This is a genomic window from Actinoallomurus iriomotensis (assembly GCF_030269445.1).
GTDB classification, from domain to species: domain Bacteria; phylum Actinomycetota; class Actinomycetes; order Streptosporangiales; family Streptosporangiaceae; genus Actinoallomurus; species Actinoallomurus iriomotensis.
In genome coordinates this window covers 22,319-47,934 of the sequence record NZ_BSTJ01000002.1, presented here as the reverse complement: position 1 = coordinate 47,934, position 25,616 = coordinate 22,319, and the positions used below count along the sequence as shown (strand labels likewise).

24 protein-coding genes are annotated in these 25,616 nt (G+C 72.3%); 17 read left to right on the top strand and 7 right to left on the bottom strand.

Annotation, left to right across the window (positions count from 1 at the left end; translation table 11 throughout):
• The first annotated feature begins 1,184 nt into the window (after nt 1–1,184).
• From QSK37_RS09050 to aspS, 3 genes are read left to right on the top strand one after another with little or no spacing between them, the layout of a single operon-like run.
• Nucleotides 1,185–1,868: an MBL fold metallo-hydrolase gene (locus QSK37_RS09050; protein WP_285581420.1), complete on the top strand. Its 684-nt coding sequence runs from the start codon at nt 1,185–1,187 to the stop codon at nt 1,866–1,868.
• 8 nt (nt 1,869–1,876) lie between these two features.
• Nucleotides 1,877–3,145 (top strand): histidine--tRNA ligase, encoded by a 1,269-nt coding sequence (gene hisS / locus QSK37_RS09045; RefSeq protein ID WP_285618966.1) that lies wholly within the window; start codon nt 1,877–1,879, stop codon nt 3,143–3,145.
• Nucleotides 3,142–4,929: an aspartate--tRNA ligase gene (aspS, locus tag QSK37_RS09040; protein WP_285581422.1), complete on the top strand. Its 1,788-nt coding sequence runs from the start codon at nt 3,142–3,144 to the stop codon at nt 4,927–4,929. The genes hisS and aspS overlap by 4 nt, the downstream gene beginning before the upstream one ends.
• A gap of 781 nt (nt 4,930–5,710) precedes the next feature.
• Here aspS and QSK37_RS09035 read toward each other — a convergent pair.
• Nucleotides 5,711–6,439: a GNAT family N-acetyltransferase gene (locus QSK37_RS09035; RefSeq protein ID WP_285618964.1), complete on the bottom strand. Its 729-nt coding sequence runs from the start codon at nt 6,437–6,439 to the stop codon at nt 5,711–5,713.
• A 119-nt stretch (nt 6,440–6,558) separates the two neighbouring features.
• Here QSK37_RS09035 and QSK37_RS09030 point away from each other — a divergent pair, with 119 nt between their 5' ends.
• The 14 genes from QSK37_RS09030 to QSK37_RS08965 all read left to right on the top strand — a co-directional run bounded on the left by QSK37_RS09030 (nt 6,559) and on the right by QSK37_RS08965 (nt 19,186).
• Nucleotides 6,559–7,905, top strand: a complete 1,347-nt coding sequence (locus tag QSK37_RS09030; protein WP_432705547.1) for a replication-associated recombination protein A — start codon at nt 6,559–6,561, stop codon at nt 7,903–7,905.
• Between the two features lie 285 nt (nt 7,906–8,190).
• Nucleotides 8,191–8,565, top strand: a complete 375-nt coding sequence (locus QSK37_RS09025; protein WP_285618962.1) for a hypothetical protein — start codon at nt 8,191–8,193, stop codon at nt 8,563–8,565.
• Between the two features lie 56 nt (nt 8,566–8,621).
• Nucleotides 8,622–9,635, top strand: coding sequence for a PLP-dependent cysteine synthase family protein (locus tag QSK37_RS09020; RefSeq protein WP_285618961.1), 1,014 nt, complete (start codon nt 8,622–8,624; stop codon nt 9,633–9,635).
• Between the two features lie 239 nt (nt 9,636–9,874).
• The gene (locus QSK37_RS09015; protein WP_285618959.1) at nt 9,875–10,240 is read left to right on the top strand and encodes a DUF948 domain-containing protein; all 366 of its coding nucleotides are present in this window, start codon (nt 9,875–9,877) and stop codon (nt 10,238–10,240) included.
• Nucleotides 10,237–10,479 carry a hypothetical protein gene (locus tag QSK37_RS09010; RefSeq protein WP_285581430.1) on the top strand — a complete coding sequence of 81 codons (243 nt, stop codon included), beginning with the start codon at nt 10,237–10,239 and terminating at the stop codon, nt 10,477–10,479. The genes QSK37_RS09015 and QSK37_RS09010 overlap by 4 nt, the downstream gene beginning before the upstream one ends.
• Before the next feature lies 1 nt (nt 10,480).
• On the top strand, nt 10,481–13,147 hold the full coding sequence (gene alaS, locus QSK37_RS09005; RefSeq protein ID WP_285618958.1) for an alanine--tRNA ligase: 2,667 nt from the start codon (nt 10,481–10,483) through the stop codon (nt 13,145–13,147).
• 218 nt (nt 13,148–13,365) lie between these two features.
• On the top strand, nt 13,366–13,824 hold the full coding sequence (gene ruvX / locus QSK37_RS09000; protein WP_285581433.1) for a Holliday junction resolvase RuvX: 459 nt from the start codon (nt 13,366–13,368) through the stop codon (nt 13,822–13,824).
• On the top strand, nt 13,821–14,996 hold the full coding sequence (mltG, locus tag QSK37_RS08995) for an endolytic transglycosylase MltG (RefSeq protein ID WP_285618956.1): 1,176 nt from the start codon (nt 13,821–13,823) through the stop codon (nt 14,994–14,996). Before ruvX ends, mltG begins: the two co-directional genes overlap by 4 nt.
• The gene (locus tag QSK37_RS08990) at nt 14,993–15,799 is read left to right on the top strand and encodes a shikimate dehydrogenase (protein ID WP_285618954.1); all 807 of its coding nucleotides are present in this window, start codon (nt 14,993–14,995) and stop codon (nt 15,797–15,799) included. Before mltG ends, QSK37_RS08990 begins: the two co-directional genes overlap by 4 nt.
• Before the next feature lie 3 nt (nt 15,800–15,802).
• The gene (locus QSK37_RS08985; protein WP_285618953.1) at nt 15,803–16,648 is read left to right on the top strand and encodes a putative RNA methyltransferase; all 846 of its coding nucleotides are present in this window, start codon (nt 15,803–15,805) and stop codon (nt 16,646–16,648) included.
• Nucleotides 16,649–16,907: 259 nt separating this feature from the next.
• Nucleotides 16,908–17,501, top strand: a complete 594-nt coding sequence (gene infC, locus QSK37_RS08980) for a translation initiation factor IF-3 (protein ID WP_285620078.1) — start codon at nt 16,908–16,910, stop codon at nt 17,499–17,501.
• 151 nt (nt 17,502–17,652) lie between these two features.
• Nucleotides 17,653–17,847, top strand: coding sequence for a 50S ribosomal protein L35 (gene rpmI / locus QSK37_RS08975; RefSeq protein WP_285581439.1), 195 nt, complete (start codon nt 17,653–17,655; stop codon nt 17,845–17,847).
• Nucleotides 17,848–17,963: 116 nt separating this feature from the next.
• On the top strand, nt 17,964–18,338 hold the full coding sequence (gene rplT, locus QSK37_RS08970) for a 50S ribosomal protein L20 (RefSeq protein WP_285618952.1): 375 nt from the start codon (nt 17,964–17,966) through the stop codon (nt 18,336–18,338).
• A 23-nt stretch (nt 18,339–18,361) separates the two neighbouring features.
• Nucleotides 18,362–19,186, top strand: coding sequence for a TrmH family RNA methyltransferase (locus QSK37_RS08965; RefSeq protein WP_285618951.1), 825 nt, complete (start codon nt 18,362–18,364; stop codon nt 19,184–19,186).
• Nucleotides 19,187–19,221: 35 nt separating this feature from the next.
• On the opposite strand, the gene QSK37_RS08960 is transcribed toward QSK37_RS08965, so the two are convergent.
• From QSK37_RS08960 to QSK37_RS08935, 6 genes are read right to left on the bottom strand one after another with little or no spacing between them, the layout of a single operon-like run.
• Complete coding sequence (locus tag QSK37_RS08960) at nt 19,222–19,977, bottom strand: sulfite exporter TauE/SafE family protein (protein ID WP_285618949.1); 756 nt, start codon at nt 19,975–19,977, stop codon at nt 19,222–19,224.
• A 3-nt stretch (nt 19,978–19,980) separates the two neighbouring features.
• The gene (locus QSK37_RS08955) at nt 19,981–21,726 is read right to left on the bottom strand and encodes a gamma-glutamyltransferase family protein (RefSeq protein WP_285620077.1); all 1,746 of its coding nucleotides are present in this window, start codon (nt 21,724–21,726) and stop codon (nt 19,981–19,983) included.
• Nucleotides 21,727–21,766: 40 nt separating this feature from the next.
• The gene (locus QSK37_RS08950) at nt 21,767–22,762 is read right to left on the bottom strand and encodes an ABC transporter ATP-binding protein (protein WP_285618947.1); all 996 of its coding nucleotides are present in this window, start codon (nt 22,760–22,762) and stop codon (nt 21,767–21,769) included.
• Nucleotides 22,759–23,778 carry an ABC transporter ATP-binding protein gene (locus tag QSK37_RS08945; protein ID WP_285618946.1) on the bottom strand — a complete coding sequence of 340 codons (1,020 nt, stop codon included), beginning with the start codon at nt 23,776–23,778 and terminating at the stop codon, nt 22,759–22,761. The genes QSK37_RS08950 and QSK37_RS08945 overlap by 4 nt, the downstream gene beginning before the upstream one ends.
• A complete protein-coding gene (locus tag QSK37_RS08940; RefSeq protein WP_285618944.1) occupies nt 23,775–24,662 on the bottom strand; it encodes an ABC transporter permease in 888 nt (295 codons plus the stop codon). The genes QSK37_RS08945 and QSK37_RS08940 overlap by 4 nt, the downstream gene beginning before the upstream one ends.
• Complete coding sequence (locus tag QSK37_RS08935; protein ID WP_285581451.1) at nt 24,655–25,614, bottom strand: ABC transporter permease; 960 nt, start codon at nt 25,612–25,614, stop codon at nt 24,655–24,657. Before QSK37_RS08935 ends, QSK37_RS08940 begins: the two co-directional genes overlap by 8 nt.
• Between the last annotated feature and the right edge of the window lie 2 nt (nt 25,615–25,616).

Genomic DNA, 25,616 nt, shown 5'->3' with positions numbered 1-25,616 from the left:
TCCCACGCTAGAGCCTCGGTCTGCCGCTTCGACCATGCGTGTCGGGTGTTCAAGCTGCGGGTTCTGGGCGGCCGCCGTGCTGGCGGGTTCTGTCGTAGGTGCGTGCTGTAATCAGTGTGTACTGAACGTGGTGATGGTCGACCGGTGATGCCGCTGGGCCGGAGGCGGCGCCGTTATTGGGGCCCGCTTGTATTGGTGATGGGTTTTCGGTGGCGAAAGCGCCTTGTGATGCCGATGCGTTACTTACCGAGGCGCCGTGGAGGGTGGCGGCCACCGAGGACGCGCCTCGCGGTCGCGCTGCCGGACACGATGCTCGCGTCACCGCCGCGCCCTGTCCGGCCACCGCCGCGCCCCGGTCATGTCGCCGGAGGGCCTGTCAGGCCGCCACAGTGGAGGGCGACGCGGCCGCCCGCGTGCTCGCGGCACGTAAGGGCCTGCCGCACACCGTCGTGGACCCGGGCGCCGTGATCGGGCACTCCGTCACCGGCGAGACAACTACCGGTCACCGTCGGCCACCGACCCCTACCCCTGCGGACAGGAGACCGGCCGACCGCTCCGGCCCGCACGACGCACTCCCGCGCAGACCGGGATCCGCGGCGCCGGGCCGGCCAAGCGCGGCGGGAGGCCGGTCATCAGATCGTCGCGCGTGGGCGGAGACGCCGGCGGCCGGGAACCCGCGGCATCCTGGCCCTCAACGCCGGGCGGTGGCGCGACCGGCCCGGGTGCGTGCCCGGCGGATCGGGTCACGGCACCGCACACGGGCCCATCGGTCGGCCATGGCCCGTATTGGGGTTCGTCGGCCGGTCGCGACCTCTACCGGGGTTCGTCGGGCTGGCCGTGACCCGTACTGGGGTCCATCGGCGGGTCGTGACCCGTACCGGGGTTCGTCGGTCGGCCACGGCCCGTATTGGGGTTCGTCGGCCGGTCGCGACCTCTACCGAGGTTCGTCGGGTCGGCCGTGACCCCTACCGGCGTCCATCGGTCGGCCGCAGGCCGTACAGGGGCCAACGGCCGGCCGGGGCCCGCCCCACGTGGGGAGTCGCCCGGCCCGGCCCGTGAGGAACAGCCGGCCCTCGCGTCCCCGGCGAGGCGGCACGTTGACTGACACGGCACTATGTCGTTCGCGATCGCGCGCGTACCGCCGGTACGCTCGATCTCGCCGGCAGCAGTCAGAGAGGACGACCGTGCTCATCGCCAGCTTCCCCGCGGGTTCCTTCGCGACGAACTGCTACGTCGTGGCGCCCGGCGCCGGGGAGGAGTGCGTGATCATCGATCCCGGGCAGGACGCCGAGCCGATGGTCTATGACGTGCTGCGCGAGCACCGGCTCAAGCCGGTCGCCGTGGCGCTCACGCACGGCCACATCGACCACGTGTGGTCCGTAGCCCCGGTCTGCGGCGCCCGTGACGTGCCCGCCTACATCCATCCGGACGACCGTGACATGCTGTCCGACCCGGCGAAGGGCTTCCCGCCGCAGGTCGCCGGTCAGCTGCTCGGCGGCCTGACGTTCAGCGAGCCGGACGACGTGCGCGAGATCGGTGACGGTGACACCCTGACGCTCGCGGGCCTGGACTTCGTCGTCGACCACGCTCCCGGGCATACACCGGGGTCGGTGATCTTCCGGTTGGCCGCCGAGTCGGTGATGTTCTCCGGCGACCTGCTGTTCGCCGGCTCCATCGGACGTACGGACCTGCCGGGCGGCGACTACGCCGCGATCATGGACAGTCTGGCGCGGGTATGCCTGCCGCTGCCGGACGAGACCGCCGTGCTGCCCGGACACGGCGCTCAGACCACCATCGGCCGCGAGCGGGCCACCAACCCGTTTCTCAAGGAGATCGCTCCGCTCGACGGCCCGCACAGGGGACTCTAAGCAGACAGATGAGCTCGAACTTCCAGGCCCCCAAGGGGGTCAACGAGTACGTTCCGCCACGCTCGGCGATCTATCTCGCCGCGCGCGACGCGTTCGCCGCGGTGGCCACGCGCGCCGGCTACTCCTACCTGGAGCTGCCGGTGTTCGAGGACACGGCGCTGTTCTCCCGCGGCGTCGGCGAGTCGACCGACGTCGTCTCCAAGGAGATGTACACCTTCGAGGACCGCGGTGGGCGCTCGCTCACCCTGCGGCCGGAGTTCACCGTGGGGGTGCTGCGGTCGGTGCTCCAGCACAACCTGCACCGGGGAGAGCTGCCGGTGAAGGTCTGGGCGACCGGGCCGGCGTTCCGGGCCGAGCAGCCGCAGCACGGGCGCTACCGCCAGTTCTACCAGGTCGATCTGGAGGCGATCGGCTCGGAGGACCCGGCCGTCGACGTCGAGACGATCGCGCTGGCCTGGGACTGGTACCGCGAGCTCGGCCTCACCCGGCACAGCCTGCACCTCAACTCCCTCGGCTGCCGCGAGTGCCGTCCGGTGTACCGCGCGGCGCTGCAGGAGTTCCTGCGCGGGCTGGACCTCGACGAGGCCACCCGCGCCCGGATCGAGCTGAACCCGCTCCGCGTGCTGGACGACAAGCGCCCCGCGGTGCGGGCCCAGGTCGAGACCGCCCCGGTGGTCACCGACTACCTGTGCGGCGCGTGCAAGACCCACCACGACAAGGTCCGCGAGCTGCTCGCCGACCTGGAGATCTCCTGGGTCGACGATCCGCGCCTCGTCCGCGGCCTCGACTACTACACGCGCACGACGTACGAGTTCGACCACCCGCTGCTCGGTGCGCAGTCCGGCATCGGCGGTGGCGGGCGCTACGACGGGCTGTCGGAGGACATCGGCGGTCCGCCGCTGCCGGGCATCGGGTTCGGCCTGGGCCTCGACCGTACGGTGCTGGCGATGGAGGCCGAAGAGGCCGCGGCGGCGACCGTCGCGGGTGTGACCGTGTACGGCGTGCCGCTCGGCGAGGAGGCGCAGCGCAGGATCTTCGGCCTCGTCGCCGCCCTGCGCCGTGCCGGGATCGCCGCCGACATGTCCTATGACGGAAAGAAGCTGAAGGGCGCCATGCGGGGCGCCGACCGGTCCGGAGCGGCGTACGCCGTGATCCTCGGCGAGCGAGATATCGCCGCCGGGTCCGCTCAGGTGAAGGACCTGGCCAGCGGCGACCAGGTCGCCGTGCCGCTCGACGAGATCGTCACGACGTTGAAAGAGAGGCTTTCCCAACCATGATTCGCTCGCACGAGGCGGGGTCGCTCCGCCGTGAGCACGAGGGGCAGCAGGTGGTGCTCGCCGGCTGGGTCGCGCGCCGCCGCGACCACGGAGGCGTCACCTTCATCGACCTGCGTGACGCCTCCGGCATCGCGCAGGTCGTCTTCCGCGAGGAGGACACCGCCCACGACCTGCGCTCGGAGTTCTGCGTCAAGATCACCGGTGAGGTCCGCGTACGGCCCGCCGGCAACGAGAACCCCGAGCTGCCGACCGGCGAGATCGAGGTCGTCGCGTCCGACATCGAGGTGCTGAGCGAGTCGGCGCCGCTGCCGTTCCCGATCGAGGCGGACGTCAACGTCAACGAAGAGGTGCGGCTGAAGTACCGCTACCTCGACATCCGCCGCGACGCTCAGGCCCGCGCCCTGCGCGTCCGCTCCACCGCGTCGTACCTCGTCCACGACGTGCTGCGCGGCCACGGGTTCGTCAACGTCGAGACGCCGACGCTGACCCGGTCCACCCCCGAGGGCGCGCGCGACTTCCTGGTCCCCGTGCGCCTCAAGCCCGGTCACTGGTACGCCCTGCCGCAGTCGCCGCAGCTGTTCAAACAGCTGCTCATGGTCTCCGGGCTGGAGCGCTACTACCAGATCGCCCGCTGCTACCGCGACGAGGACTCCCGCGCCGACCGGCAGCCGGAGTTCACCCAGATCGACATTGAGATGTCCTTCGTGGAGCAGGAGGACGTCCTCCAGGTCGCCGAGGACCTCGTCGGGCGGCTCTGGGGCGAGATCGCCGGGTACGAGATCCCGCGTCCGATCCCGCGCATGACGTACGCGGACGCCATGAACCGGTACGGCTCGGACAAGCCGGACCTGCGGTTCGGCAACGAGCTGGTCGAGATGACGGCCTACTTCAAGGACACGCCGTTCCGGGTGTTCCAGGCCCCCTACGTCGGCGCGGTCGTGATGCCCGGCGGAGCGTCCCAGACCCGCAAGGAGCTGGACGGCTGGCAGGAGTGGGCCAAGGCGCGCGGCGCGAAGGGCCTCGCCTACGTCCTCGTGCAGGAGGACGGCACGCTCGGCGGCCCGGTCGCCAAGAACCTCTCCGAGACCGAGCGTGCGGGCCTGGCCGCCGAGGCCGGGGCGAAGCCGGGAGACGCGGTCTTCTTCGGCGCGGGCAAGCAGCACGCCACGCAGGAGCTGCTCGGCGCGGCGCGCCTGGAGATCGGCCGGCGCTGCGAGCTGATCGACGAGTCGCAGTGGGCGTTCGTGTGGGTCGTGGACGCGCCGATGTTCGAGGAGACCGACGAGGGCGGCTGGACGGCCGTGCACCACCCGTTCACCTCGCCGCGTCCGGAGTGGGCCGACTCGTTCCAGGACAAGCCGGGCGAGGCGCTGGCCAACGCGTACGACATCGTGTGCAACGGCAACGAGATCGGCGGCGGTTCGATCCGTATCCACCGCGCCGAGATGCAGCAGCGGGTCTTCGACACGCTGGGCCTGGCGCGCGAGGAGGCCGACGAGAAGTTCGGCTTCCTGCTGGAGGCCTTCAAGTACGGCCCGCCGCCGCACGGCGGCATCGCCTTCGGCTGGGACCGCATCGTGATGCTGCTCGCGGGCCGTGACACGATCCGCGACGTGATCGCCTTCCCGAAGGCGGCCTCGGGCTTCGACCCGCTGACGGCGGCCCCGACGCCGATCACGCCCGAACAGCGCAAGGAGGCCGGCGTCGACGCCCGCCCGGAAGCGCCGGCGAACCCGCCGAACGAGCCCGGCCACATCGTGCGCCCCTCCGAGGAGCGCTACTGAGCGACGACCCGGGTCCCCTGCCCCGTGAGGGGCAAGGGACCCGGGGCAGGACGGTCTGGACCCCTCGCCACCCCGGCGAGGGGTCCAGACCGTCCTGACGCTCGAAGCCGGTCCAAAGGACGAACCCCGGCGCGAGGGGCGGGATACCTGCCTCTGCCGGTCCCGGCTTCGCCGGTCGGTCGGCTGCGGCCGGGGATCGGGGATCGGCTCTGGTCCGGGGGCTGGGTGTCCGTGGTCGCGGGTTCCGGGCTTCGCCGGGCGGTTGGTGGTGGCCGGAGTCGGTTCTGGTTCCGGGGATTGGGCGCCTGTCATTGGCGGTTCCGGCCTCGCCGACCGTTCCTTGGCGGTCGGCGAGCGAGGGGATCGGCCCTGGTTCAGGGACGGGGCGCGTCTTACTGCCTGTCCTACCGGTTTTCGACCGGCCTGCGGCGGCCCGTACTGAGGGATCGGTCGCGGTCGGCTCGTCGGCCGCCCCGCCCGCGACGACCGTACGGGGCTCGGGGCCGCTGGTGGGGACGGCTGCCGGACGGAGAGGTGCTCGCCGTGCCCTCCCCGAGCGAGCGGTCTTAAGGCCCGTCTCGAAGGCGTCTGTCCCTGCTACGCGGCGGACAGGCCCTGGACCTTCACCGCTCGCGGGCACCCGCGGGTGAAAGAACTCAGAGTCATGCCCCCATGCCACCTGAGCGCCGAAAGCGGCGCAGAGGGGCTGGGTCTGCGCCGAGTCAGCCTCAGCTACCTGCGACGACGCCGCGCTTCTGGGTGCGGCCGAGGAAGGTTCGTATCAGCCCGCGCGCTTGACGAGGCCCGTGGTCAGCGCCCGGTCCACGGTGAAGCCCAGGCGGTCGTACATTCGCAGGCCGACCGCGTTGTCGGCGTAGACGCCCAGCGTCACCACGTCCCGTGCTTCGGCGAAGAAACGGCGCATCGCCCAGGCCGTGATCGACGGGCCCAGCCCCCGGCCGCGCGCCTCGGTGTGGACGGCGATCGCCGAGACGTGGCCGACGCCGTCGGCGGCGCTGGTGTCGGCCAGGCACGCCAGCAGCCGCCCGTTTCGCCGGATGCCGGCCCAGCGGCGCACCTTCGGGTCGCCCGGCCATGCCGACGTGCCGGGGCTGACCAGCGTCAGCAGATCCCTGACCGCGTCCTCGTCGTCGCACCAGGCGACCGCCGCCTCGGCCGGCTGCGGCGGCGGAGCGCCGAAGGCGGCGCGGAAGTTCCAGTCGCTCGGCTGGGTCAGCTCCAGCGGTGTGCCGCGCGGCACGATCACCCGGACGTCCTCGGGCAGTTCGCCGTGCACCGCGCTGACCAGCTCCGCCGTCTCGTCCCGTGGGCCGAGCCCGACCAGGGAACGGACGCGACCCTCCGCGTCATAGCCCGTGAAGGCGACGGCCCGGCCGTCGCCGCTACGCCAGGCGGGCCCACGGCCGGCGCCGCGCGTGCCGCGTACGAGGGGATCGTGGTCGGTGAGCTCAAGGACCTCGGGCATCGAACAGGGGGACCAGGAGGGCATGCACCCAAGCGTAAGGAGCGTCCCGGCCCTACGCTCCGACGCGCCGCCCTGAGCCAGGCCCGGATCGGGCCGTCCGGCGCGTGCCCGCGATGTCCCCGCGGGCGGATAGTGTCGGCACCGTGGCACGCAGGGACGATGAGCAGGCCGACAGTCTTTTCGACACACAGGCGGAGGAGGCCGAGCAGGCCAACGCGCCGCTGGCGGTCCGGATGCGGCCACGGGGCCTCGACGAGGTGGTCGGTCAGGCGCACCTGCTCGGTCCGGGCACGCCGCTGCGTCAGCTGGTCGAGCGTGACGTCGCCATGTCGCTGGTCCTGTGGGGGCCACCCGGCACCGGCAAGACGACGCTCGCCTACGTCGTCAGCCAGGCCACCGAGCGGCGCTTCGTGGAGATCTCCGCGGTCTCCGACGGCGTCAAGCAGGTACGGGCCGCCATCGACCAGGCCAAGCGCGAGCTCGGCATGAGCGGCCGGCAGACCGTGCTGTTCGTCGACGAGGTCCACCGGTTCAACAAGGCCCAGCAGGACGCCCTGCTCCCCGCCGTGGAGAACCGCTGGGTCTCCTTCATCGGCGCCACCACCGAGAACCCCTTCTTCTCGGTGATCAGCCCGCTGCTGTCGCGTTCGCTGCTGCTGACGCTGGAGCCGCTGGGCGACGACCAGCTCCGCGAGGTGATCCGCCGCGCCCTGACCGACGACCGCGGCCTGGCCGGCGTGACGAGCCTGACCGAGCCCGCCGAGGACCACCTCGTACGCCTGGCGGGCGGCGACGCCCGCCGGGCGCTGACCTACCTCGAGGCGGCCTCCTACGTCGCCGGCCGCGAGCCGATCGACGTCGACGTGCTGGAGAAGGCCGTCGACCGCGCGGCGGTCCGCTACGACCGTGAGGGCGACCAGCACTACGACGTCATCAGCGCGTTCATCAAGAGCATCCGCGGGTCCGACGTCGACGCCGCCCTGCACTACCTGGCCCGCATGATCGAGGCGGGGGAGGACCCGCGGTTCATCGCGCGGCGCCTCATCGTGCACGCAAGCGAGGACGTCGGCATGGCCGACCCGAGCGCGCTGCAGACCGCGATCGCCGCCGCGCACGCGGTGGAGTTCGTCGGCCTGCCCGAGGCCCGCATCAACCTCGCCCAGGCCGTCATCCACCTGTCCATGGCACCCAAGTCCAACGCCGTCATACGCGCCATCAACGAGGCGAGCGCGGACGTCCGGCGCGGCCTGGTCGGGCCGGTCCCCGCCCATCTGCGCGACGCGCACTACAAGGGCGCGAGCAAGATCGAGCACGGCAAGGGCTACCAGTACGCCCACGACTTCCCCGGCGGCGTGGTCGAGCAGCGCTACGCCCCGGACGCCGTCGCGGGCCGCGACTACTACCACCCGACCAAGCACGGCATGGAGTCCCGCTTCTCCGACGTCGTCGAACGCCTTCGGGCCGTCCTGCGCGGCGGCCGCCAGGGCTGACCGCGAAGGCGGCCTGTGTCACCCTGATGTCCGTGTTCGATCACCCTCGCCCGGGTCTGTTGGCGGTGGCCGCGCCGTCGCGGCCGTCGCCGCGTGCGCGGTGGCGGGCTGCTGGTACGTGGGGCTGTTCACGTCCGAGGGCCGGTTCGGCGAACTCGACGCCTGCACGCTTCTGCCCCCGCCGGACGCGCTCGCGCCGCTGGTGGCGCACGGCGCGAGGGAGCCGGGGAGCTCACGGCCGAAGACGCTGCTGGGGTGGGGCGGCGACGCCTCGTCGGAGTGCAAGTGGAGCAGCGTTCCCCGCGGCCGGGACCAGCCGTTCGTACGGCGCGGATCCACGCCGAGACGGCGGTCCGCGACGGCCGTACCTCCGCCGAGACACAGGCGGAGCGGGTACTGGCCTCCTGGCGCCGGAAGAGCCACGCGGCGCCGGTACGCCCGGTCGGCGTCGGGGAGGCGGGTTACGCCACCACGGACGAGATGACCGTGCAGATCCTGACCGCCCGCATCATGATCTACGACGTGCACGTCGAGTTCCGGATCTCCAACGCGGTGGTGGACGTGTCGGCGCGGACGCACAGCAGGCCGGACGCCAGGGCCGCGGCGCTCGTGCGGGGACTGGCCGAGAACGTCGCCGAACGGCTCTCCCGCACCGGCTGAACCCGGCCCCCCACGTCCTATCCGCGCGGCCGGGAGACGCCGCTACGCTGCCGCCCGTGGGATCGACACGGGAGTGGGCGGCCGCCGGCATCGCCCGGATCGAACGCGACGTGGCCGCGACGCCGCTGCGGACCGTGCCGACGCCTCCGGAGTGGGGCATCGGCCTGTCGCTGAAGGACGAGTCCGCCCAGCCGACCGGCAGCGTCAAGCACCGGCTGCTGGCGGCGGCGTACGTCCACGCGCTGGCGGCCGGGCAGATCACCGAGGGCACCACCGTGGTGGTGGCCACCGCGGGGCCCGCCGCCGTGGCCGGGGCCCACTTCGCCCGGATGCTCGGCCTGGACTTCGTCGCGGTCGTGCCGCGCCGGACGCGCGAGGACCGGATCGGTGCGGTCGAGGCCGCGGGCGGGCGCGTCCACCCGCACGACCCGCCGGCCGCGATCTACGACGAGGCGCGGCGGCTGGCCGCGAGCGTCGGCGGCTTCCACCTCGACCACTTCGCCGTCGCCGCACAGGTGATCGACTGGCGTGGCGACAACATCGCGGTCGAGATCCTCGCCGATCTCGGCCGTCCGCCGCGATGGATCGTGACCGGCGCGGGCACCGGTGCGACGTCCGCGACGATCGGCCGCTTCCTGCGCCATCACGGCCACGACACGAGGCTCGCGGTCGCCGACCCGGAGAACTCCGCGTACTTTCCCGGCTGGGCGAGCGGCGCGGATGACTACGCGACCGGCATGCCGTCCCGCGTCGAGGGCATCGGCCGGCCGCGCATGGAGCCCGGCTTCCTGCCGTCCGCGGTCGACCTGGTGCTTCCCGTCCCGGACGCCGCGGGCGCCGGCGCGCTGGCCTGGCTGCGCGAACACGCGGGAATCGCCGTCGGCGGCTCGACCGGCACCTGCCTGTGGGCCGCCTGGCGGCTGATCGCCGAGATGCGCGCCGAGGGCCGCCGCGGCGAGGTCGTGGTGATCCAGGGGGACGCCGGGCGGCCGCCCGAGCTCGACGGGTCCGCCTACGCCGCCGCCATCGAGCGGTTCCTCGCCACCGGCGAGCTCGACGTGCCGGCCTGACGCCCGCGCCGTGCCGCGTGACAGGGGCCGCGGTACGCCCTGACCTCGGCTCCGGCATGATCGGAACGCGCCGCGCCGCGCCCGGCGCGGGCCGGTGATCGGACGCGCTCCCGCCGCCGGAACGGCGCTTCCGGGCGCCATGCGGGCGGACACGTCGGTTCGCGTGGCCTCCGCCGAGGTGAGGGGGACGGTATGGTCTGTCCGACCAGGTTCTCCGACGACAGAAGGAGAGGGAGCCGATGCTGAGTGGCGGACAGGTCGCCGGCCTGATCGTGGCCGTTTTCTGGGCGATTCTCGTTGCCTTCCTCGCCTTCGTCCTGCTGAGGCTGGCCAGACTGCTCAAGGAGGCGACCAAGATGGTCGCCGAACTCGGCGAGCAGACCGGGCCGTTGCTGGACGACATGACCAGCACGGTCACGCGGGCAGGCGAGCAACTGGACCGGGTCGACCTGATAACCAAGAACGTCGGCAGCGTCACGCAGAACGCCGCGGCGGTCACGACCACGGTCACCTCGGTGGTCGGCGGTCCGCTCGTGAAAGCGGCCGCCTTCTCCTATGGTGTCCGTAAGGCCATCGGTGCGCGCAACCAGGACGGCAAGCGATGATCCGCCGGCTGTTCTGGCTTTTCCTGGGGGGCAGCCTGGGTGCCTGGGCCGCCTTCCGGCTCAAGCGCCTCATCCGTGCCATGACACCCCAGGCCCTCGTTCACCAGGCCTCCGGAGTCGGCCAGACCGTACGCGACTTCACCGACAACGTTCGCACCGCCATGCACGCACGCGAGGACGAGTTGCGTGACGCGCTCGGGCTCGACGCGCCAACCGAGACAGACAAGGACCACCACTGAGATGGAGTCGGCAGAGATCGCCCGCCGTTTCCTCCGCTTCTTCGAGGAGCGCGGGCACAAAGTGGTGCCCTCGGCCAGCCTGATCGCCGAGGACCCCACCCTGCTGCTGGTCAACGCGGGCATGGTGCCCTTCAAGCCCTACTTCCTGGGGCAGCGCAAACCGCCCGGCCCACGGGCCACGAGCGTGCAGAAGTGCATCCGGACGCCCGACATCGACGAGGTCGGCAAGACCACCCGGCACGCCACGTTCTTCCAGATGCTCGGGAACTTCTCCTTCGGGGACTACTTCAAGGAGCTGGCGATCCCCTTCGCCTGGGAGCTGCTCACCTCCTCCGAGGCCGACGGCGGCTTCGGCTTTCCCGAGGGCCGGCTCTGGGCGACCGTCTACCACGACGACGACGAGGCGTTCCGGATCTGGCGGGACAAGGTCGGCCTGCCCGAAGACCGCATCCAGCGGCGGGGCCTCGCGGACAACTACTGGAACATGGGTGTGCCGGGCCCCGGTGGGCCCTGCTCGGAGATCTACTACGACCGCGGCCCGGAGTACGGCAAGGAGGGCGGTCCGGTCGCTGACGAGGACCGCTACCTGGAGGTCTGGAACCTCGTCTTCATGCAGTACCAGCTCAGCACGGTCCGCAGCAAGGTCGACTTCGACGTGCAGGGCGAGCTGCCCGCCAAGAACATCGACACCGGCATGGGCCTGGAGCGCATGGCGGCGATCCTCCAGGGCGTCGACAACATCTACGAGGTCGACACCATGTGGCGGATCCTCGACCTGGCCGCCGACCTGACCAAGACCAAGTACGGCCGTGACGCTCGTAACGACGTCTCCCTGCGGGTCGTCGCCGACCACATGCGCAGCGGCACGATGATGGTGGGCGACGGCATCGTCCCGTCCAACGAGGGGCGCGGCTACGTCCTGCGCCGGATCCTGCGCCGCAGCATCCGCCACCTTCGTCTGCTCGGCGCGGGGGACGAGCGCTACCTGCACGAACTCACCGACGCGGCGATCGAGGGGATGGGCGAGACCTTCCCCGGCCTGCGGGCCGACGCCGCGCACATCCACACGGTGATCGACGCGGAGGAGCAGTCCTTCCTCGCCACCCTCCGCACCGGCACGGCGATCTTCGACGCCTCGGTCGAGGAGGCCAAGCGCCGCAAGGACACGGTCGTGTCCGGGGCCCAGGCGTTCACGCTCCACGACACCTACGGCTTCCCCATCGACCTGACCCTGGAGATGGCGGCCGAGCAGGGCCTGTCCGTCGACGAGTCGGAGTTCCGCCGGCTGATGGACGAGCAGCGCCAGCGCGCCAAGGCGGACGCCGCGGCGAAGAAGACCGGCAACCTCGACGTGTCGGTCCTCGGCGAGATGCTCGAACGCGCCGGCACGATCACCTTCACCGGCTACGACTCGGTCGAGGCGGAGGCCCGCGTCGTCGGGCTGCTCGTGGGCGGGGCGAACGTCCCGTCGGCTGGAGAGGGCAGCGAGGTCGAGGTCGTGCTCGACCGCACCCCGTTCTACGCCGAGGGCGGCGGCCAGCTCGCCGACCAGGGCACCATCAGGCTCTCCGGCGGCGCCGAGATCGAGATCCTCGACGTCCAGACGCCGCTGGCCGGCCTCATCGTGCACCGCGGCCGGGTGCGCCGCGGCGAGGCCCAGGCCGGCGACACCGCGTTCGCCCAGATCGACGTGGAGCGGCGCCGGGCGATCTCCCGCTCGCACACCGCGACCCACATGGTGCACCGCGGCTTCCGCAACGCGCTCGGCGAGTCGGCGGCGCAGGCCGGTTCGGAGAACGCCCCGGGCCGGTTCCGGTTCGACTTCACCGCCGCCGGGGCCGTCCCGCCGAGCGTCCTGCGCGACGTCGAGGCGGAGGTCAACGCCACCCTCATCGACGACCTGGGCGTGCACGCCTCGGTGCACTCCATCGACGAGGCCCGCAAGATGGGCGCGCTGGCCCTGTTCGGGGAGAAGTACGGCTCCGAGGTCCGCGTCGTGGAGATCGGCGACTACTCCCGCGAACTGTGCGGCGGCACCCACGTCGCCCGCTCGGGCCAGCTCGGCCTGATCAAGGTCCTGGGCGAGCAGTCGATCGGCGCGGGCGTACGCCGCGTCGAGGCGCTCGTCGGCATGGACGCGTTCAAGTTCCTGGCGCGCGAGAACGTCCTGGTCGCCCAGCTCGCCGAGCAGCTCAAGACCCGCCGTGAGGACCTGCCCGAGCGCGTCTCCGGGCTCGTCACGCGGCTTCGCGAGGCGGAGAAGGAACTCGAGCGGATCCGCTCGCGCCAGGTCCTGGAGATCGCCGGTGAGCTCGCCGGCGGCGCCCAGGACGTCGGCGGGGTCGCCTTCGTCTCCCACCGGGCGCCCGGCGGCGTCGGCGCGGACGACCTGCGGCGACTCGCCGTGGACGTGCGCGGCCGTCTCACCGGCCGGCCGAGCGTCGTGGTCGTGGCCGGTGTGCCCAAGGACCGCCCGGTCGTGGTCGTGGCGGTCAGCGACGAGGGCCGCGCCCGCGGCCTGCGCGCCGGAGCCCTGGTCGGCGTCGCCGCCAAGGCCCTCGGCGGCGGGGGCGGCGGCAAGGACGACCTCGCCCAGGGCGGAGGAGTCAACCCCGAGGCGATCGGGGAGGCTCTGGCCGCCGTCCGCCGAGCTGTGGGGAGCGCGTGAGCGAGCGGAGCGAGCGAACCAATAGGCACGGGCGTCTGGTCTGTCCTCCGACGAAGGAGGGCTCGTGACTGAGCGGAGCGAGCGAACCGATAGGCACGGGCGCCTGGTCTCTCCTCCGACCAAGGAGGGCTCGTGACTGAGCGGAGCGGCCGGCACCGAGACCGGTTCGCGGGGCCGACGGAGGAGACTCCGTGAACGACCCGGGGCAGGAGCCGCGTGTGAGACGCGGTGTCCGGCTCGGAGTCGACGCGGGAAGCGTCCGCATCGGCGTCGCCCGGAGCGATCCGGGCGGCATCCTCGCCTCCCCCCTGGAGACCGTACGCAACGGCAAGGGCGACATCGACCGCATCGTCGCCCTCGCCGCCGAGAACGAGGCCGTCGAGGTGATCGTCGGCCTGCCGACCTCGCTGTCGGGCCGCGAGGGCCCGGCCGCGGGGGAGGCACGGCGGTTCGCCGCCCGCATCGCCCGGCGCCTGCCTCCGGGGTCCGTACGCCTGTTCGACGAGCGGCTCACGACGGTCACCGCCGAGAGCGGCCTGCGCGAGCGCGGCGTGCACGGGCAGGCGCGCCGCAAGGTCGTCGACCAGACCGCCGCGGCCGTGCTCTTGCAGGCCGCACTTGACGCCGAACGCTTGACGGGCCGTCCACCTGGGGAGATTGTCCGGGGGGACACATGAGCGACGCTGACCTTGACTTTCTCCGGCAACTCGCCGAACGCCAGCGTTCGGCCCGTGCCGAACCGGGCGGGCACAGGGGCGGCCGTGGCGGCCATCGCGGCCGCCGCCGCAAGAAGACCCGCCGTGGCCGCAGACTCGCGCCCATCGTGGCGATCCTCTTCCTCGCCGTGGTCGTGGGCGGCGGCGGATACGTCGGCTTCACGACGCTGAGCGGCTTCCTGAACCCGCCGGACTACAAGGGCGGGGGCACCGGCTCGGTCACCGTCCAGATCCAGGACGGCGACTCCGTGAAGCAGATGGGCGACCGCCTGGAGCAGGCCGCGGTCGTCAAGTCCAGCAGCGCCTTCTACAAGATCGCCAAGGACGACCCCAAGGCCACGAGCATCCAGCCGGGCTACTACCGGCTGAAACTCCACATGTCCGCCCAATCGGCCCTCGCGCTGCTGCTCAGCCCCGCGTCGCGGACCGGACGGGTGACCTTCCCCGAGGGCAAGCGCGCCGCTGAGGTGCTGGCCACTCTGGCCAAGCGCACCAACATCCCGCTCAAGAACTTCCAGCGCGCCGCCCAGAACACCAAGGCGCTCGGCCTCCCGTCGTACGCCCACGGGCAGATCGAGGGCTACCTCTACCCCTTCACATACGATCCGCCGCCGAAGGCCACCGCGACCCAGGTGCTGCGCGCGATGGTGGACCAGTTCAAGAAGGCCGCCGACGACCTCGACCTGGAGAGCGAGGCCAAGCGCGTCCACATGTCGCCGCACGACGTCGTGGTGGCCGCGAGCCTGGTGCAGGCCGAGAGCGGCACGGCCGAGGACATGCCGAAGGTCGCCCGGGTGATCGAGAACCGCCTCAACAGCTCGCAGCCGTGGATGCACAAGCTCCAGCTCGACAGCACGGTCATGTACGGCCTGGGCAAGTACGGCATCGTCGCCAGCGGCAACGACCTGAAGTCGACCAGCCCGTACAACACCTACGCGCGTGCCGGCCTGCCGCCCGGTGCGATCTGCAACCCCGGCGAGGAGGCCATGCGGGCCGTGCTCAAACCCGCGAAGGGCCCGTGGATGTACTTCGTGACGACCGACCCGGCACATCACATCACCAAGTTCACCGACAACTATGCGGAGTTCGGCCGGTTCCGTCAGGAGCTCCAGCAGAATCTGAGTCACGGATGACCCGCGCCGCCGTCCTCGGTTCGCCGATCGCGCACTCGCTGTCACCGGCGCTGCACCGTACCGCGTACGCCGCGCTCGGCCTCGGCTGGACCTATGAGGCGATCGAGTGTCGTGAGGACGGCCTGCCCGAGGTGCTCGGCGGGCCGTGGGCCGGCCTGTCGCTGACCATGCCGCTGAAGCGTGCCGTCCTGCCGCTCCTGGACGAGGTGTCCGACCTCGCCCGCGCGGTCGGCGGTGCGAACACCGTGGTGTTCGAGGCGGGTCGGCGGCGGGGTTTCAACACCGACGTGTACGGCATCGTGACGGCGCTGGCCGAGGCCGGGGTGCCCGGTCCGGGCTCGGCGGTGGTGCTCGGCGCCGGTGCGACCGCCGGCTCGGCCCTCGCCGCCCTGCGCGAACTGGGCGTGCACAAGGCCGTGCTGGTCGCCCGCGACCCCGCCCGGGCGGGCGAGGCGGTGGCCGCCGCGTCCCGGCTCGGCGTCGGCGTGAGCGTACGGACGTTCGCCGAGCCGCTGCCCGACGCCGACCTGGTGATCTCCACGCTGCCCGCGGGAGCCGCCGACCCGTACGCCGAGACGATCGCCCGGTCCGCCGGTGCGCTGTTCGACGTGGTCTACGCGCCGTGGCCGACCCGGGCGGCCCAGGCCGTGCGCGAGGCGGGAGGCCTGACCGCCGACGGCTTCACCATGCTCCTGCACCAGGCGGTACGCCAGGTCGCGCTGATGACCGGGGTCACGGACGTGCCGGTCGAGGCGATGCGCGCCGCGGGCCTGGCCGAGATCGCCCGCCGCTCCAGCGCGTAGCGGATGCTCACCGACGTCGTCCCCTTCCTGCGCTGCCCCGTATGCGGCGCCGGTCTGACGCTCGAACCGCGGGCGCTGCGCTGCGCGGCCGGGCACGCCTTCGACATCGCCCGGCAGGGGTACGCGGGGCTGCTGACCGGCAACGTCCGCACCGGAACCGCCGACACGGCGGCCATGGTCGCCGCCCGCGCGGAGTTCCTCGACGGCGGCCACTACGCGCCGCTCGCCGGGCTGATCGCCGAGCGGGCCGCGGAGCGCGCCCCGGCCGACGGCTGCGTCCTGGACGCCGGGGCGGGCACCGGCCACTACCTGCGGGCCGTGCTCGACCGGCTGCCGGAACGGCCGGGCCTCGCGCTGGACCTGTCCAAGCACGCGCTGCGGCGCGCCGCGCGCGCTCATCCGCGCATCGGCGCCCTGACCTGGGACGTCTGGCGCCCGCTCCCCGTGCGCACCGGTACGGTGGGGGTGTTGCTGGACGTCTTCGCTCCGCGCAACGCCGCGGAGTTCCACCGGGTGCTCCGGCCGGACGGGGTGCTCATCGTCGTCACCCCGGCCGCGCGTCACCTGGAGGAGCTGATCGGCCCGCTCGACCTGCTCACCGTCGACCCGCGCAAGGCCGAACGGGTCGCGGACACGCTCGGCGGGCGGTTCCGCCCGGCCGGCACGTGGCCGCTGGAGCTTTCGATGCGGCTGACGCGTTCCGAGGTCGCCGCGCTCGTGGCGATGGGCCCCAGCGCCTGGCACGCCGACCCGGAGGCCGTGCGGAAGCGCGTCGAGGCGCTCGACGAGCCGATCGCGGTGACCGCGGCGTTCGAGGTGCGCGTTTTCGACGTGGCGCCCAAAAGCTGATATCTTTAAGCGTTGACTGGCCCGGCGCGCAGGCGTCGGGCGCGCAAGCGGAGGTCACTCCCACCTGATCGGCCGCGCTCCTCGCGGAGCGAAAGGCCGATGGGTCCCGGTCAGGCACACTTGACGTGTGCCCTCCTCGTCGGCTTCGGCCGCCGAGGTGTCCGGTAGTGGCCCCGCAATGCGAGTCATGCGGGGCTTTTCGCATGAAGGGCCCGGGGTATGGCCGGTCAGAGACAGCGAAGTACCCCAAGGAGGTCCCATCAGCGCCGAACCGCGTATCAACGAGCGCATTCGCGTGCCTGAGGTCCGGCTCGTCGGTCCGAACGGCGAACAGGTCGGCATCGTTCCCATCGCCAAGGCTCTTGACCTTGCCCGGGAGTCCGATCTCGACCTGGTGGAGGTCGCCCCGACCGCGCGACCGCCCGTGGCCAAGCTCATGGACTACGGAAAGTTCAAGTACGAGTCCGCGATGAAGGCCCGCGATGCGCGACGTAACCAGGCGCACACCGTCATCAAGGAGATCAAACTCCGGCCGAAGATCGACCCGCATGACTACGGCACCAAGAAGGGCCATGTCGAGCGGTTCCTCAAGGCAGGTGACAAGGTCAAGGTCACGATCATGTTCCGTGGCCGCGAGCAGTCCCGCCCGGAGCTCGGGTTCCGGCTGCTGCAGCGGCTGGCGGAGGACGTCGAAGAACTCGGCTTCGTCGAGTCCAGGCCCAAGCAGGACGGCCGCAACATGATCATGGTGCTCGGGCCGCACCGAAAGAAGAGCGAGGCCAAGGCCGAAACACAGCGCGCCGCGACCGGCAGTCGCGCGCGTCGGCAGGTGGAGGACGAGGCCCCGGCCTGATCCGGGGCAGTCCCGCCCACGACCCTGCTCACGTAGCGGGGTCGTCTCGCGATGAAGCATGCACATCGCGCCTTGTCCGGCGCCCGGTGTCCCCCTCGGGGACGCCGCGCGTCCGTGCCGAGGCGCTCGGACTAGGGAGACGTCGGCGACCATGCCGAAGATGAAGACGCACAGTGGGGCCAAGAAGCGATTCAAGGTCACCGGCTCCGGCAAGATCATGCGCCGCCGCGCCAACCGTAACCACCTGCTCGAGCACAAGCCGACCAAGCGCACGCGCCGGCTCGACGGGCCCGTGGTCCTGTCCAAGAACGACGAGACGAAGATCAAGAAGCTGCTCGGCAAGTAAGCCCGGCACCGAAATGATCGCCGGGCTCCCGGTGCCCGTACGGCACCGGTGGTCCCGTAAGTCCTACGACCGGCCGGCGCCCACGAGGCACCGGCCCCCACGAGGGAGTTCGAAACGTGGCACGCGTGAAGCGGGCGGTCAACGCCGCCAAGAAGCGCCGGGTCGTCCTGGAGCGGGCGAGTGGCTATCGCGGCCAGCGGTCCAGGCTGTACCGCAAGGCCAAGGAGCAGCAGCTCCACTCGATGACGTACGCCTTCCGTGACCGGAAGGACCGCAAGGGTCAGTTCCGTCGGCTGTGGATCCAGCGGATCAACGCGGCGGCCCGCGCCAACGGGATGACCTACAACCGATTCATCCAGGGCCTGCGTGAGGCCGGCGTCGAGGTCGACCGCCGGATGCTCGCCGAGCTCGCGGTCAACGACGCCCCCGCGTTCGCGGTGCTCGTCGAGACCGCCAAGAAGGCGCTGCCCGCCGGCACCGCCGCGGCCTGATCCGCATCAGGACATCCGCGCAGATGGCGGGCCGGGAGCTGAGTTCCACCCGATCACCGAGGGTGAAGGCGGCTCGCCGGCTCGCCAAACGCGCGTTCCGGCGCCGTGAGCACCGGTTCCTCGCCGAGGGCCCGCAGGCCGTCCGTGAGGCGCTGGCGTTGAACGGCGTGCTGGCCGAGCTGTTCGCCACCGCCGAGGCCGAGAACCGCCACCAGGACCTGATCGCCCAGGCGGAGAAGGCCGGCGTGCCGATCTTCCGGGTGAGCGGTGAGGTCATGGCCGAGCTGGCCCAGACCGTCACCCCGCAGGGCCTGCTGGCGGTCTGCGAGTTCGTCGACGTCGCGCTGGACAAGGCACTGTCACCCGCGCCGCGCCTGGTGACGGTGCTGGCACACGTCCGCGACCCGGGCAACGCCGGCACGGTCCTGCGGACCGCGGACGCGGCGGGGTCCGACTCGGTGATCTTCACCGACGCCTCGGTGGACCCCTACAACGGCAAGTGCGTCCGCGCCTCCGCCGGCAGCCTGTTCCACCTGCCGGTCGTCACCGGCCCGCGGTTCGACGCCCTGATCCCGGTGCTGAAGGGCGCGGGCCTGACCGTGGTCGCCGCCGACGGCGCGGGGGAGGCCTCGCTCGACACCGCCCTGGACGCGGGCACGCTCGACGGGCCCACCGCGTGGGTGTTCGGCAATGAGGCCTGGGGACTGCCGGAGGAGATCCTGAACGCCGTCGACGAGGTGGTCCGGGTGCCCATCTACGGCGGCGCGGAGAGCCTCAACCTGGCGACCGCCGCCGCGGTCTGTCTCTACACCTCGGCGCGCGCCCAGCGGGCCTCCCGGACCCCCTGACGGCGGCGCAGGGACCGTTCCAAGCTCAGGACGGCTCAGCGCAGCCCGAGGGCCAGGGCCACGCCCAGGCCGAACGTCACGATCACCCCGCGCAGGATCTCCGGCGACAGCCGCCGCGCCACGCGCGCGCCCGCGAACCCGCCGGTGAGGCTCGCCACGGCCATCACCGCCACGGCGTACCACCGCACCGGGCCGAAGAACGCGAACGCCGCGAACGCCACCGTGTTGATCACCAGGGACAGGACCGAGCGCACGGCGTTGACCCGTTGCAGGTGATCGTGGACGAACACGCCGAGGATGCCCAGCAGCATGACGCCCAGGCCGGCGCCGAAGTAGGCGCCGTAGATCCCCCCGAGCAGCAGGCCGGCGTGCAGGAGCGTGCGATGGTGCCGCCGGCTCAGCCGCTCCGACGCGCTCAGCCGCCTCTTCAGCCACGGCTGGACCGCCAGCAGCAGGCTCGCCATCGCGATCAGGATCGGCGTCAGTGAGTGGAAGACGCCCTCCGGGGTGACCAGGAGCAGCAGACAGCCGACCACCGCCCCGATGACGCTCGTCACGCTGAACGCGATCGCCCGCCGCCGCTGCCCGGACAGCTCCGCCCGGTAGCCCAGCGCGCCCCCGATGTACCCCGGCCACAGCGCCACCGTGTTGGTCACGTTCGCCGACACCGCCGGGTAGCCCACCGCGAGGAGGGCGGGAAAGGAGATCAGGGATCCGCCGCCGGCGACGGCGTTGACGACTCCCGCCGCCACGCCGGCCGCGGCCAGCAGTCCGGTCTCCGCCAGATTCATCCGTCACCGTCCGACCGCGTAGCCCTGGGCGCCCCGCGGGTTGGCCGCCGCGCGCAGGAAACCGGGCTCGCCGGAGTCGCGGGTCACCGCGCTCAGCCGGCCGAGCGTCCACGGCCCCTGAACGTCGACGTCGTGGCCGCGGCGCCGCAGCTCCGCCACGACCTCCGGGTCGAGCCGCTCCTCGACCACCAGGCCGCCCGGCCGCGCGCCGCGCGGATAGAACGAGCTGGGGAAGTGCACCGAGTGGAACATCGGCGCGTCGATCGCCTCCTGGAGGTTCAGGCCGCCGTGCACGACGGACAGGAAGAAGTTCAGGCTCCACTGGTCCTGCTGGTCACCGCCCGGCGTTCCGAACGCCATCCACGGCCGGCCGTCGCGCAGCGCCAGCGACGGCGACAGAGTCGTACGGGGCCTGCTGCGGGGCCGCAGCGAGGCGGGCAGACCCGGCTCCAGCCAGAACATCTGCGCGCGTGTGCCCAGGCAGAATCCCAGCTCGGGGATGACCGGCGAGCTCTGCAGCCAGCCGCCGCTCGGGGTCGCCGACACCAGGTTGCCGTACCGGTCGGCGACGTCGAGATGACAGGTGTCGCCGTCCACCCGCCCGTCGCCGCGTACGGTCGGCTCGCCCACGCCGTCGCCGATCGGGGCGTCCGGGCCGGGGGCGGTCGCGGGAAGCACGGGCTCGCGTCCCTGCGGAGCGCCGGGCCGCAGCTCGAAGCTCGCCTCCGCGCCGACCAGGCCGCGCCGCTCGTCGTTGTAGCCGGGGAGCAGGAGCGCCTCCATCGGCACCTTGGTGTGCGCGGGATCGCCGTACCAGGCCTCCCGGTCGGCGAAGGCGAGCTTGGCGACCTCGGTCACGGTGTGGACGTAGTCCGCCGACAGGTGGCCCGCCGCGTCCAGGTCGAAGCCCTCCAGCAGCGCGAGCTGCTGGAGGAAGACCGGACCCTGTCCCCACGGGCCGGTCTTCAGGACGCGGTACCCGTGGTAGTCGTACCCGAGCGGCTCTTCGGCGGTGGCCTGCCAGCCGTCCAGGTCGTCGCCGGTCAGCAGGCCGGCGTGCCGGCGCCCGGAGGTGTCGCGCCAGGCCGTCTCGGCGCAGAACCGCGCGATCGCCTCGGCGACGAAGCCGCGGTACCAGGCGTCGCGCGCGGCGGCGATCCGCGTCTCGCGGGTGCCCGAGGCGGCGCGCGAGGCCGCCGCGATCCGGCGGTAGGTCGCCGCCAGCGCGGGATTGCGCAGCCGCGACCCGGGCGCCGGCACCCGCCCGTCCGGCATCCAGACCTCGGCGGAGGTCGGCCAGTCCTCGGCGAACATCCGCTCGACGGCGCCGATCGTGGTCGAGATCCGCTCCAGCGCCGGGAAGCCGTTCTCGGCGTAGGAGATGGCCGGCTCCAGCACGTCCTCCACCGCCCAGGTGCCCCAGCGCTCCAGCATCAGCAGCCAGGCGCCGAACGCCCCGGGCACGGTCGCGGCCAGCAGCCCGGTGCCGGGCACCAGGCCCAGGCCGAGACCGGTGTAGTGCTCGATGGTGGCCGCGGCCGGGGCGGTGCCCTGGCCGCAGATCGCGGTCGCCCGCTCGTCGGCCGCGCTCCACACCAGGAGCGGCAGGTCGCCGCCCGGCCCGTTGAGATGCGGCTCGACGACCTGGAGCACGAAACCTGCGGTGACGGCCGCGTCGAAGGCGTTGCCGCCGCGTTCGAGCACGCTCATCCCGGCGGCGGAGGCGAGCCAGTGGGTGCTCGCCACCATGCCGAAGTCGCCGGTCAGCTCGGGGCGGGTTGTGAACACGCTAGTTCCCTTCAGTGAGGTCGGGCACCGCGGAGGGCGTCACGAGGTGGCAGGCGACGGGCCGGTCCGCCTCCCGGACGCCGGTCAGCCGCGGTTCGTCCGTACGGCAAGTGTCGACGGCGATGGGGCATCGGGTGTGGAAACGGCATCCCGTCGGCGGGTCGAGCGGGCTGGGCACCTCGCCGCCGAGCACCACCCGTCTGCGTTCGCGTTGCCGCACCGGGTCGGGCTCGGGCGCGGCGGACAGCAGCGCCTGCGTGTAGGGGTGCTGCGGCTCGGCGAAGATCTTCTCCGTCGGCCCGGTCTCCACGATCCGCCCGAGGTACATGACCGCGATCCGGTCGGCGAGGAACTCCACCACCGACAGGTCGTGCGTGATGAACAGGCACGAGAAGCCCATGTCGCGCTGCAGGTCGGCGATCAGGTTGAGCACCGAGGCCTGCACCGACACGTCCAGCGCGGACACCGGCTCGTCGGCGACGACGAGTTTGGGCTCCAGGACCAGCGCGCGGGCGAGACCGACCCGCTGGCGCTGTCCGCCGGACAGCTCGTGCGGGCGACGGGTGCGCATGTCCGCGCTCAGCCCGACGCGTTCGAGCATCTCGCGGACGCGCGTCTCGGCCTCGGCACCGCGGGCCACACCGTGCCTCCGCAGTGGCTCCGCCACGATCTGCCCGACGGTGAACCGCGGGTTGAGGGAGGAGTAGGGGTCCTGGAACACCATGTGCACGTCGCGCCGGAGCGGCCGCAGCGCCCGCCGCGACAGGTGAGTGACGTCGCGACCGCCGAGAGACACCGAACCGGCGGTGGGTTCGGTCAGCCGCAGCACGCACCGGCCGATCGTGGACTTGCCGCTGCCGGACTCGCCGACGAGGCCCAGCACCTCGCCCGGCCCGACCGACAGCGACACCCCGTCGACCGCGCGCACGGACCGGCCGCCCCGCCGGATGGGGTAGTGCTTCACGAGGTCCTTCACTTCGAGTACGGGCGCGTTCACGCGTCACCTCCCGCGGCCGTGGACAAAGGATGGAAGCACGCCGCCCGGTGCCCCGTGCCGAAGGCCTCAAGCGCGGGCCGCGTCGCCGTGCAGTCCTCCCGGGCGCGGGGACAGCGCGGATGGAACGCGCACTCGTCCGGGTCCTCGAACGGCGGGGGCACCAGACCGGGAATCTCGGTGAGCCGCCGCCGGCCGTCCTCGCCGGTGACCGCCGCCGAGGGCAGTGCCCTCATGAGCCCCGCCGTGTACGGATGGCGCGGCCGGGCGTACAACTCGGTCACCGATGCCTCCTCCACGGCCCGTCCCGCGTACATGACGACGGCCCGGTCGGCGACGTCGGCCACGACGCCCAGGTCGTGGGTGATCAGGATGATCGCGGTGCCGAGCCGGTCGCGCAGGTCGCGGAAGACGTCGAGCACGCCCGCCTGGATGGTCACGTCGAGGGCGGTCGTGGGCTCGTCGGCGATCAGCACCCGGGGTGAGCACGCCACCGCGATGGCGATCATCACCCGCTGCCGCATGCCCCCGGAGAGCTGGTGGGGGTACTCCCTGACCCGGCGTGCGGGCGCCGGGATCCCCACCAGTTCGAGCAGCTCCACCGCGCGGGAGCGCGCCGCCGTACGGGACATCCCCTCGTGCCTGCGCAGCACCTCGGCGATCTGGAACCCGACCGTGAACGAGGGGTTCAGCGAGGTCATCGGCTCCTGGAACACCATGGAGACGTCCTTGCCGCGGATCGCGCGCAGTGCGCTCTCGGGCAGGTCGGTCAGCTCCCGGCCGTCGAGCCGGATCGAGCCGGACAGCCGGGTGGTCTCCGGCGGCAGCAGGCGCGGGATCGACATCGCGGTCACCGACTTGCCGCACCCGGACTCCCCGCACAGCGCGAGGATCTCGCCGCGTTCGAGCCGCAGCGAGACGTCGCGTACGGCCTGGACCCGGCCCTCCTCGGTGTCGAAGCCGACCCGAAGGCCGGTGATCTCCAGCAGGCTGTGTTCGCTCATCAGACGTTCACTCATCGGACGCTCCGTGGGTCCAGGGCGTCGCGCAGACCGTCGCCGAGCAGGTTGAACCCGAGCGTGGACAGCGCGATCATCACGCCGGGCCAGATCGCCAGCCAGGGCGCCTGGTCGAGGAACTGCTGGGCGTCGGTGAGCACCACGCCCCACGACGGCGTCGGCGGCTGCACGCCGAGACCGAGGAAGGACAGCGTCGCCTCGCCGATGATCGCCGTCGGGATGCCGACCGTGGCCTGCACGATCAGCGTGCTGGTCGCGCCGGGCAGGACGTACCGGAACATGATCCGCCCGTCGCCGGCGCCGTCGGCGACCGCCGCCGCCACGTAGTCCAGCTCGCGCAGCGTGAGCACCTCGCCGCGCGTCACGCGGATGATCCCCGGGAGCTGGGAGACGCCGAGCGCGATGATGACGTTGCGCAACGACGGCCCGAGGATCGCCGCCATGCCCACCGCGAAGATCAGGAACGGGAAGGCGAGCACGACGTCGACCAGGCGCATCACGACCGGGTCGAGGAACCGGCGGTAATAGCCGGCCACGAGTCCGATCGGGACGCCGACCACCATCGCCAGCAGCACGGACAGCACGCCGGCCTCCAGCGAGACCCGCGCGCCGTACGCGATGCGGGCGAGCAGGTCACGGCCGAGGTCGTCGGTGCCCAGCAGATGCCCGCCCGAGGGCGGGGCCAGCGGCGCGCTGTAGTCCTGCGCCGCCGGGTCGGCGGTGACGAGCGGCCCGATGACCGCCAGAGCCAGGAACCCGGCGACGAGCGCCAGCCCGGCCACCGCGGCGGGCCGGCGCCGGAACCGCCGCCAGACCTGCCGTGCGCGTCCGGGCGTCGCGCCGGCGAGGGCCGGCAGGGGAGCGGAGAGCGTCTGGTCAGCCATCGGCCACCCCCGTCAGCCGCACCCGCGGGTTCAGCACGCCGTACGCGAGGTCGACCAGCAGGTTGACGGCGATGTAGCCCGCCACCGTGACGAGCACCACCGCCTGGATGACCGGGTAGTTCCGGGTCACCACGGCGTCGACGGTCAGCTTGCCGAAGCCGGGGATGACGAAGATCTGCTCGGTCACCACCGCGCCGCTGATCAGAGCACCGAGCTGGAGACCGAGGACGGTCACCACCGTCGTCAGGCTGTTGCGCAGCGCGTGCACGCCCACCACCGAGCGCTCCGGCAGGCCCTTGGCGCGCGCGGTGCGGACGTAGTCGGCCGACAGCGACTCGAGCATCGCCGACCGCGTCTGTCGCATCAGGACCGCCGCGAAGCCGGTGCCGAGCACCAGCGCGGGCAGCAGCATGCGCTCCAGGTTGCCGCCCGGATCGCCGGTGAAGGGCACGTAGCCGGAGGCGGGCAGCCAGTGCAGCCGTACGGAGAACAGCAGGATGCCGAGGATGCCCAGCCAGAAGTGCGGAACCGACAGCCCGACCAGACCGAAGCCGGTCGCGACGTGATCGGCGAACCGGCCGCGGCGGGTCGCCGCCACGACGCCGGCGGTGACGCCGATCCCGATAGCGACGATCATCGCGAGCACGGACAGCTCGATGGTGACGGGCAGCCGCTGGGTGAGGATGTGGGCGACCGGCAGCCGGTCCTGGGTGGACCGGCCGAAGTCGCCGGTGAGAGCCTTCCCGACCCACTGCGCGTACTGCACGGGCAGCGGCCGGTCGAGCCCGTAGTCGTGCCGGATCGCGGCGATGGCCTCCGGCGAGGCCTCCTGCCCGGCGAGCACGCGTGCCGGGTCCCCGGGCAGCGCCCGCACGCCCAGGAAGACCAGGACGCTGCCCAGGAACAGCACGATCACGGCGGCGCCGAGCCGTCGCAGAATGAACAGGGCCATGG

Bases quoted from the DNA above. Each gene is read 5' to 3' on its own strand.
- QSK37_RS08940 (WP_285618944.1), bottom strand. From the start codon at position 24,662: ATGGCTGACCAGACGCTCTCCGCTCCCCTGCCGGCCCTCGCCGGCGCG.
- QSK37_RS08960 (WP_285618949.1), bottom strand. From the start codon at position 19,977: ATGAATCTGGCGGAGACCGGACTGCTGGCCGCGGCCGGCGTGGCGGCG.
- QSK37_RS08935 (WP_285581451.1), bottom strand. From the start codon at position 25,614: ATGGCCCTGTTCATTCTGCGACGGCTCGGCGCCGCCGTGATCGTGCTG.
- QSK37_RS08985 (WP_285618953.1), top strand. From the start codon at position 15,803: ATGCTCACCGACGTCGTCCCCTTCCTGCGCTGCCCCGTATGCGGCGCC.
- QSK37_RS09015 (WP_285618959.1), top strand. From the start codon at position 9,875: ATGCTGAGTGGCGGACAGGTCGCCGGCCTGATCGTGGCCGTTTTCTGG.
- QSK37_RS08990 (WP_285618954.1), top strand. From the start codon at position 14,993: ATGACCCGCGCCGCCGTCCTCGGTTCGCCGATCGCGCACTCGCTGTCA.
- QSK37_RS08945 (WP_285618946.1), bottom strand. From the start codon at position 23,778: ATGAGTGAACGTCTGATGAGCGAACACAGCCTGCTGGAGATCACCGGC.
- hisS (WP_285618966.1), top strand. From the start codon at position 1,877: ATGAGCTCGAACTTCCAGGCCCCCAAGGGGGTCAACGAGTACGTTCCG.
- QSK37_RS09010 (WP_285581430.1), top strand. From the start codon at position 10,237: ATGATCCGCCGGCTGTTCTGGCTTTTCCTGGGGGGCAGCCTGGGTGCC.
- mltG (WP_285618956.1), top strand. From the start codon at position 13,821: ATGAGCGACGCTGACCTTGACTTTCTCCGGCAACTCGCCGAACGCCAG.
- alaS (WP_285618958.1), top strand. From the start codon at position 10,481: ATGGAGTCGGCAGAGATCGCCCGCCGTTTCCTCCGCTTCTTCGAGGAG.
- QSK37_RS08965 (WP_285618951.1), top strand. From the start codon at position 18,362: ATGGCGGGCCGGGAGCTGAGTTCCACCCGATCACCGAGGGTGAAGGCG.
- QSK37_RS08955 (WP_285620077.1), bottom strand. From the start codon at position 21,726: ATGGTGGCGAGCACCCACTGGCTCGCCTCCGCCGCCGGGATGAGCGTG.
- aspS (WP_285581422.1), top strand. From the start codon at position 3,142: ATGATTCGCTCGCACGAGGCGGGGTCGCTCCGCCGTGAGCACGAGGGG.
- rpmI (WP_285581439.1), top strand. From the start codon at position 17,653: ATGCCGAAGATGAAGACGCACAGTGGGGCCAAGAAGCGATTCAAGGTC.
- QSK37_RS09035 (WP_285618964.1), bottom strand. From the start codon at position 6,439: ATGCCCTCCTGGTCCCCCTGTTCGATGCCCGAGGTCCTTGAGCTCACC.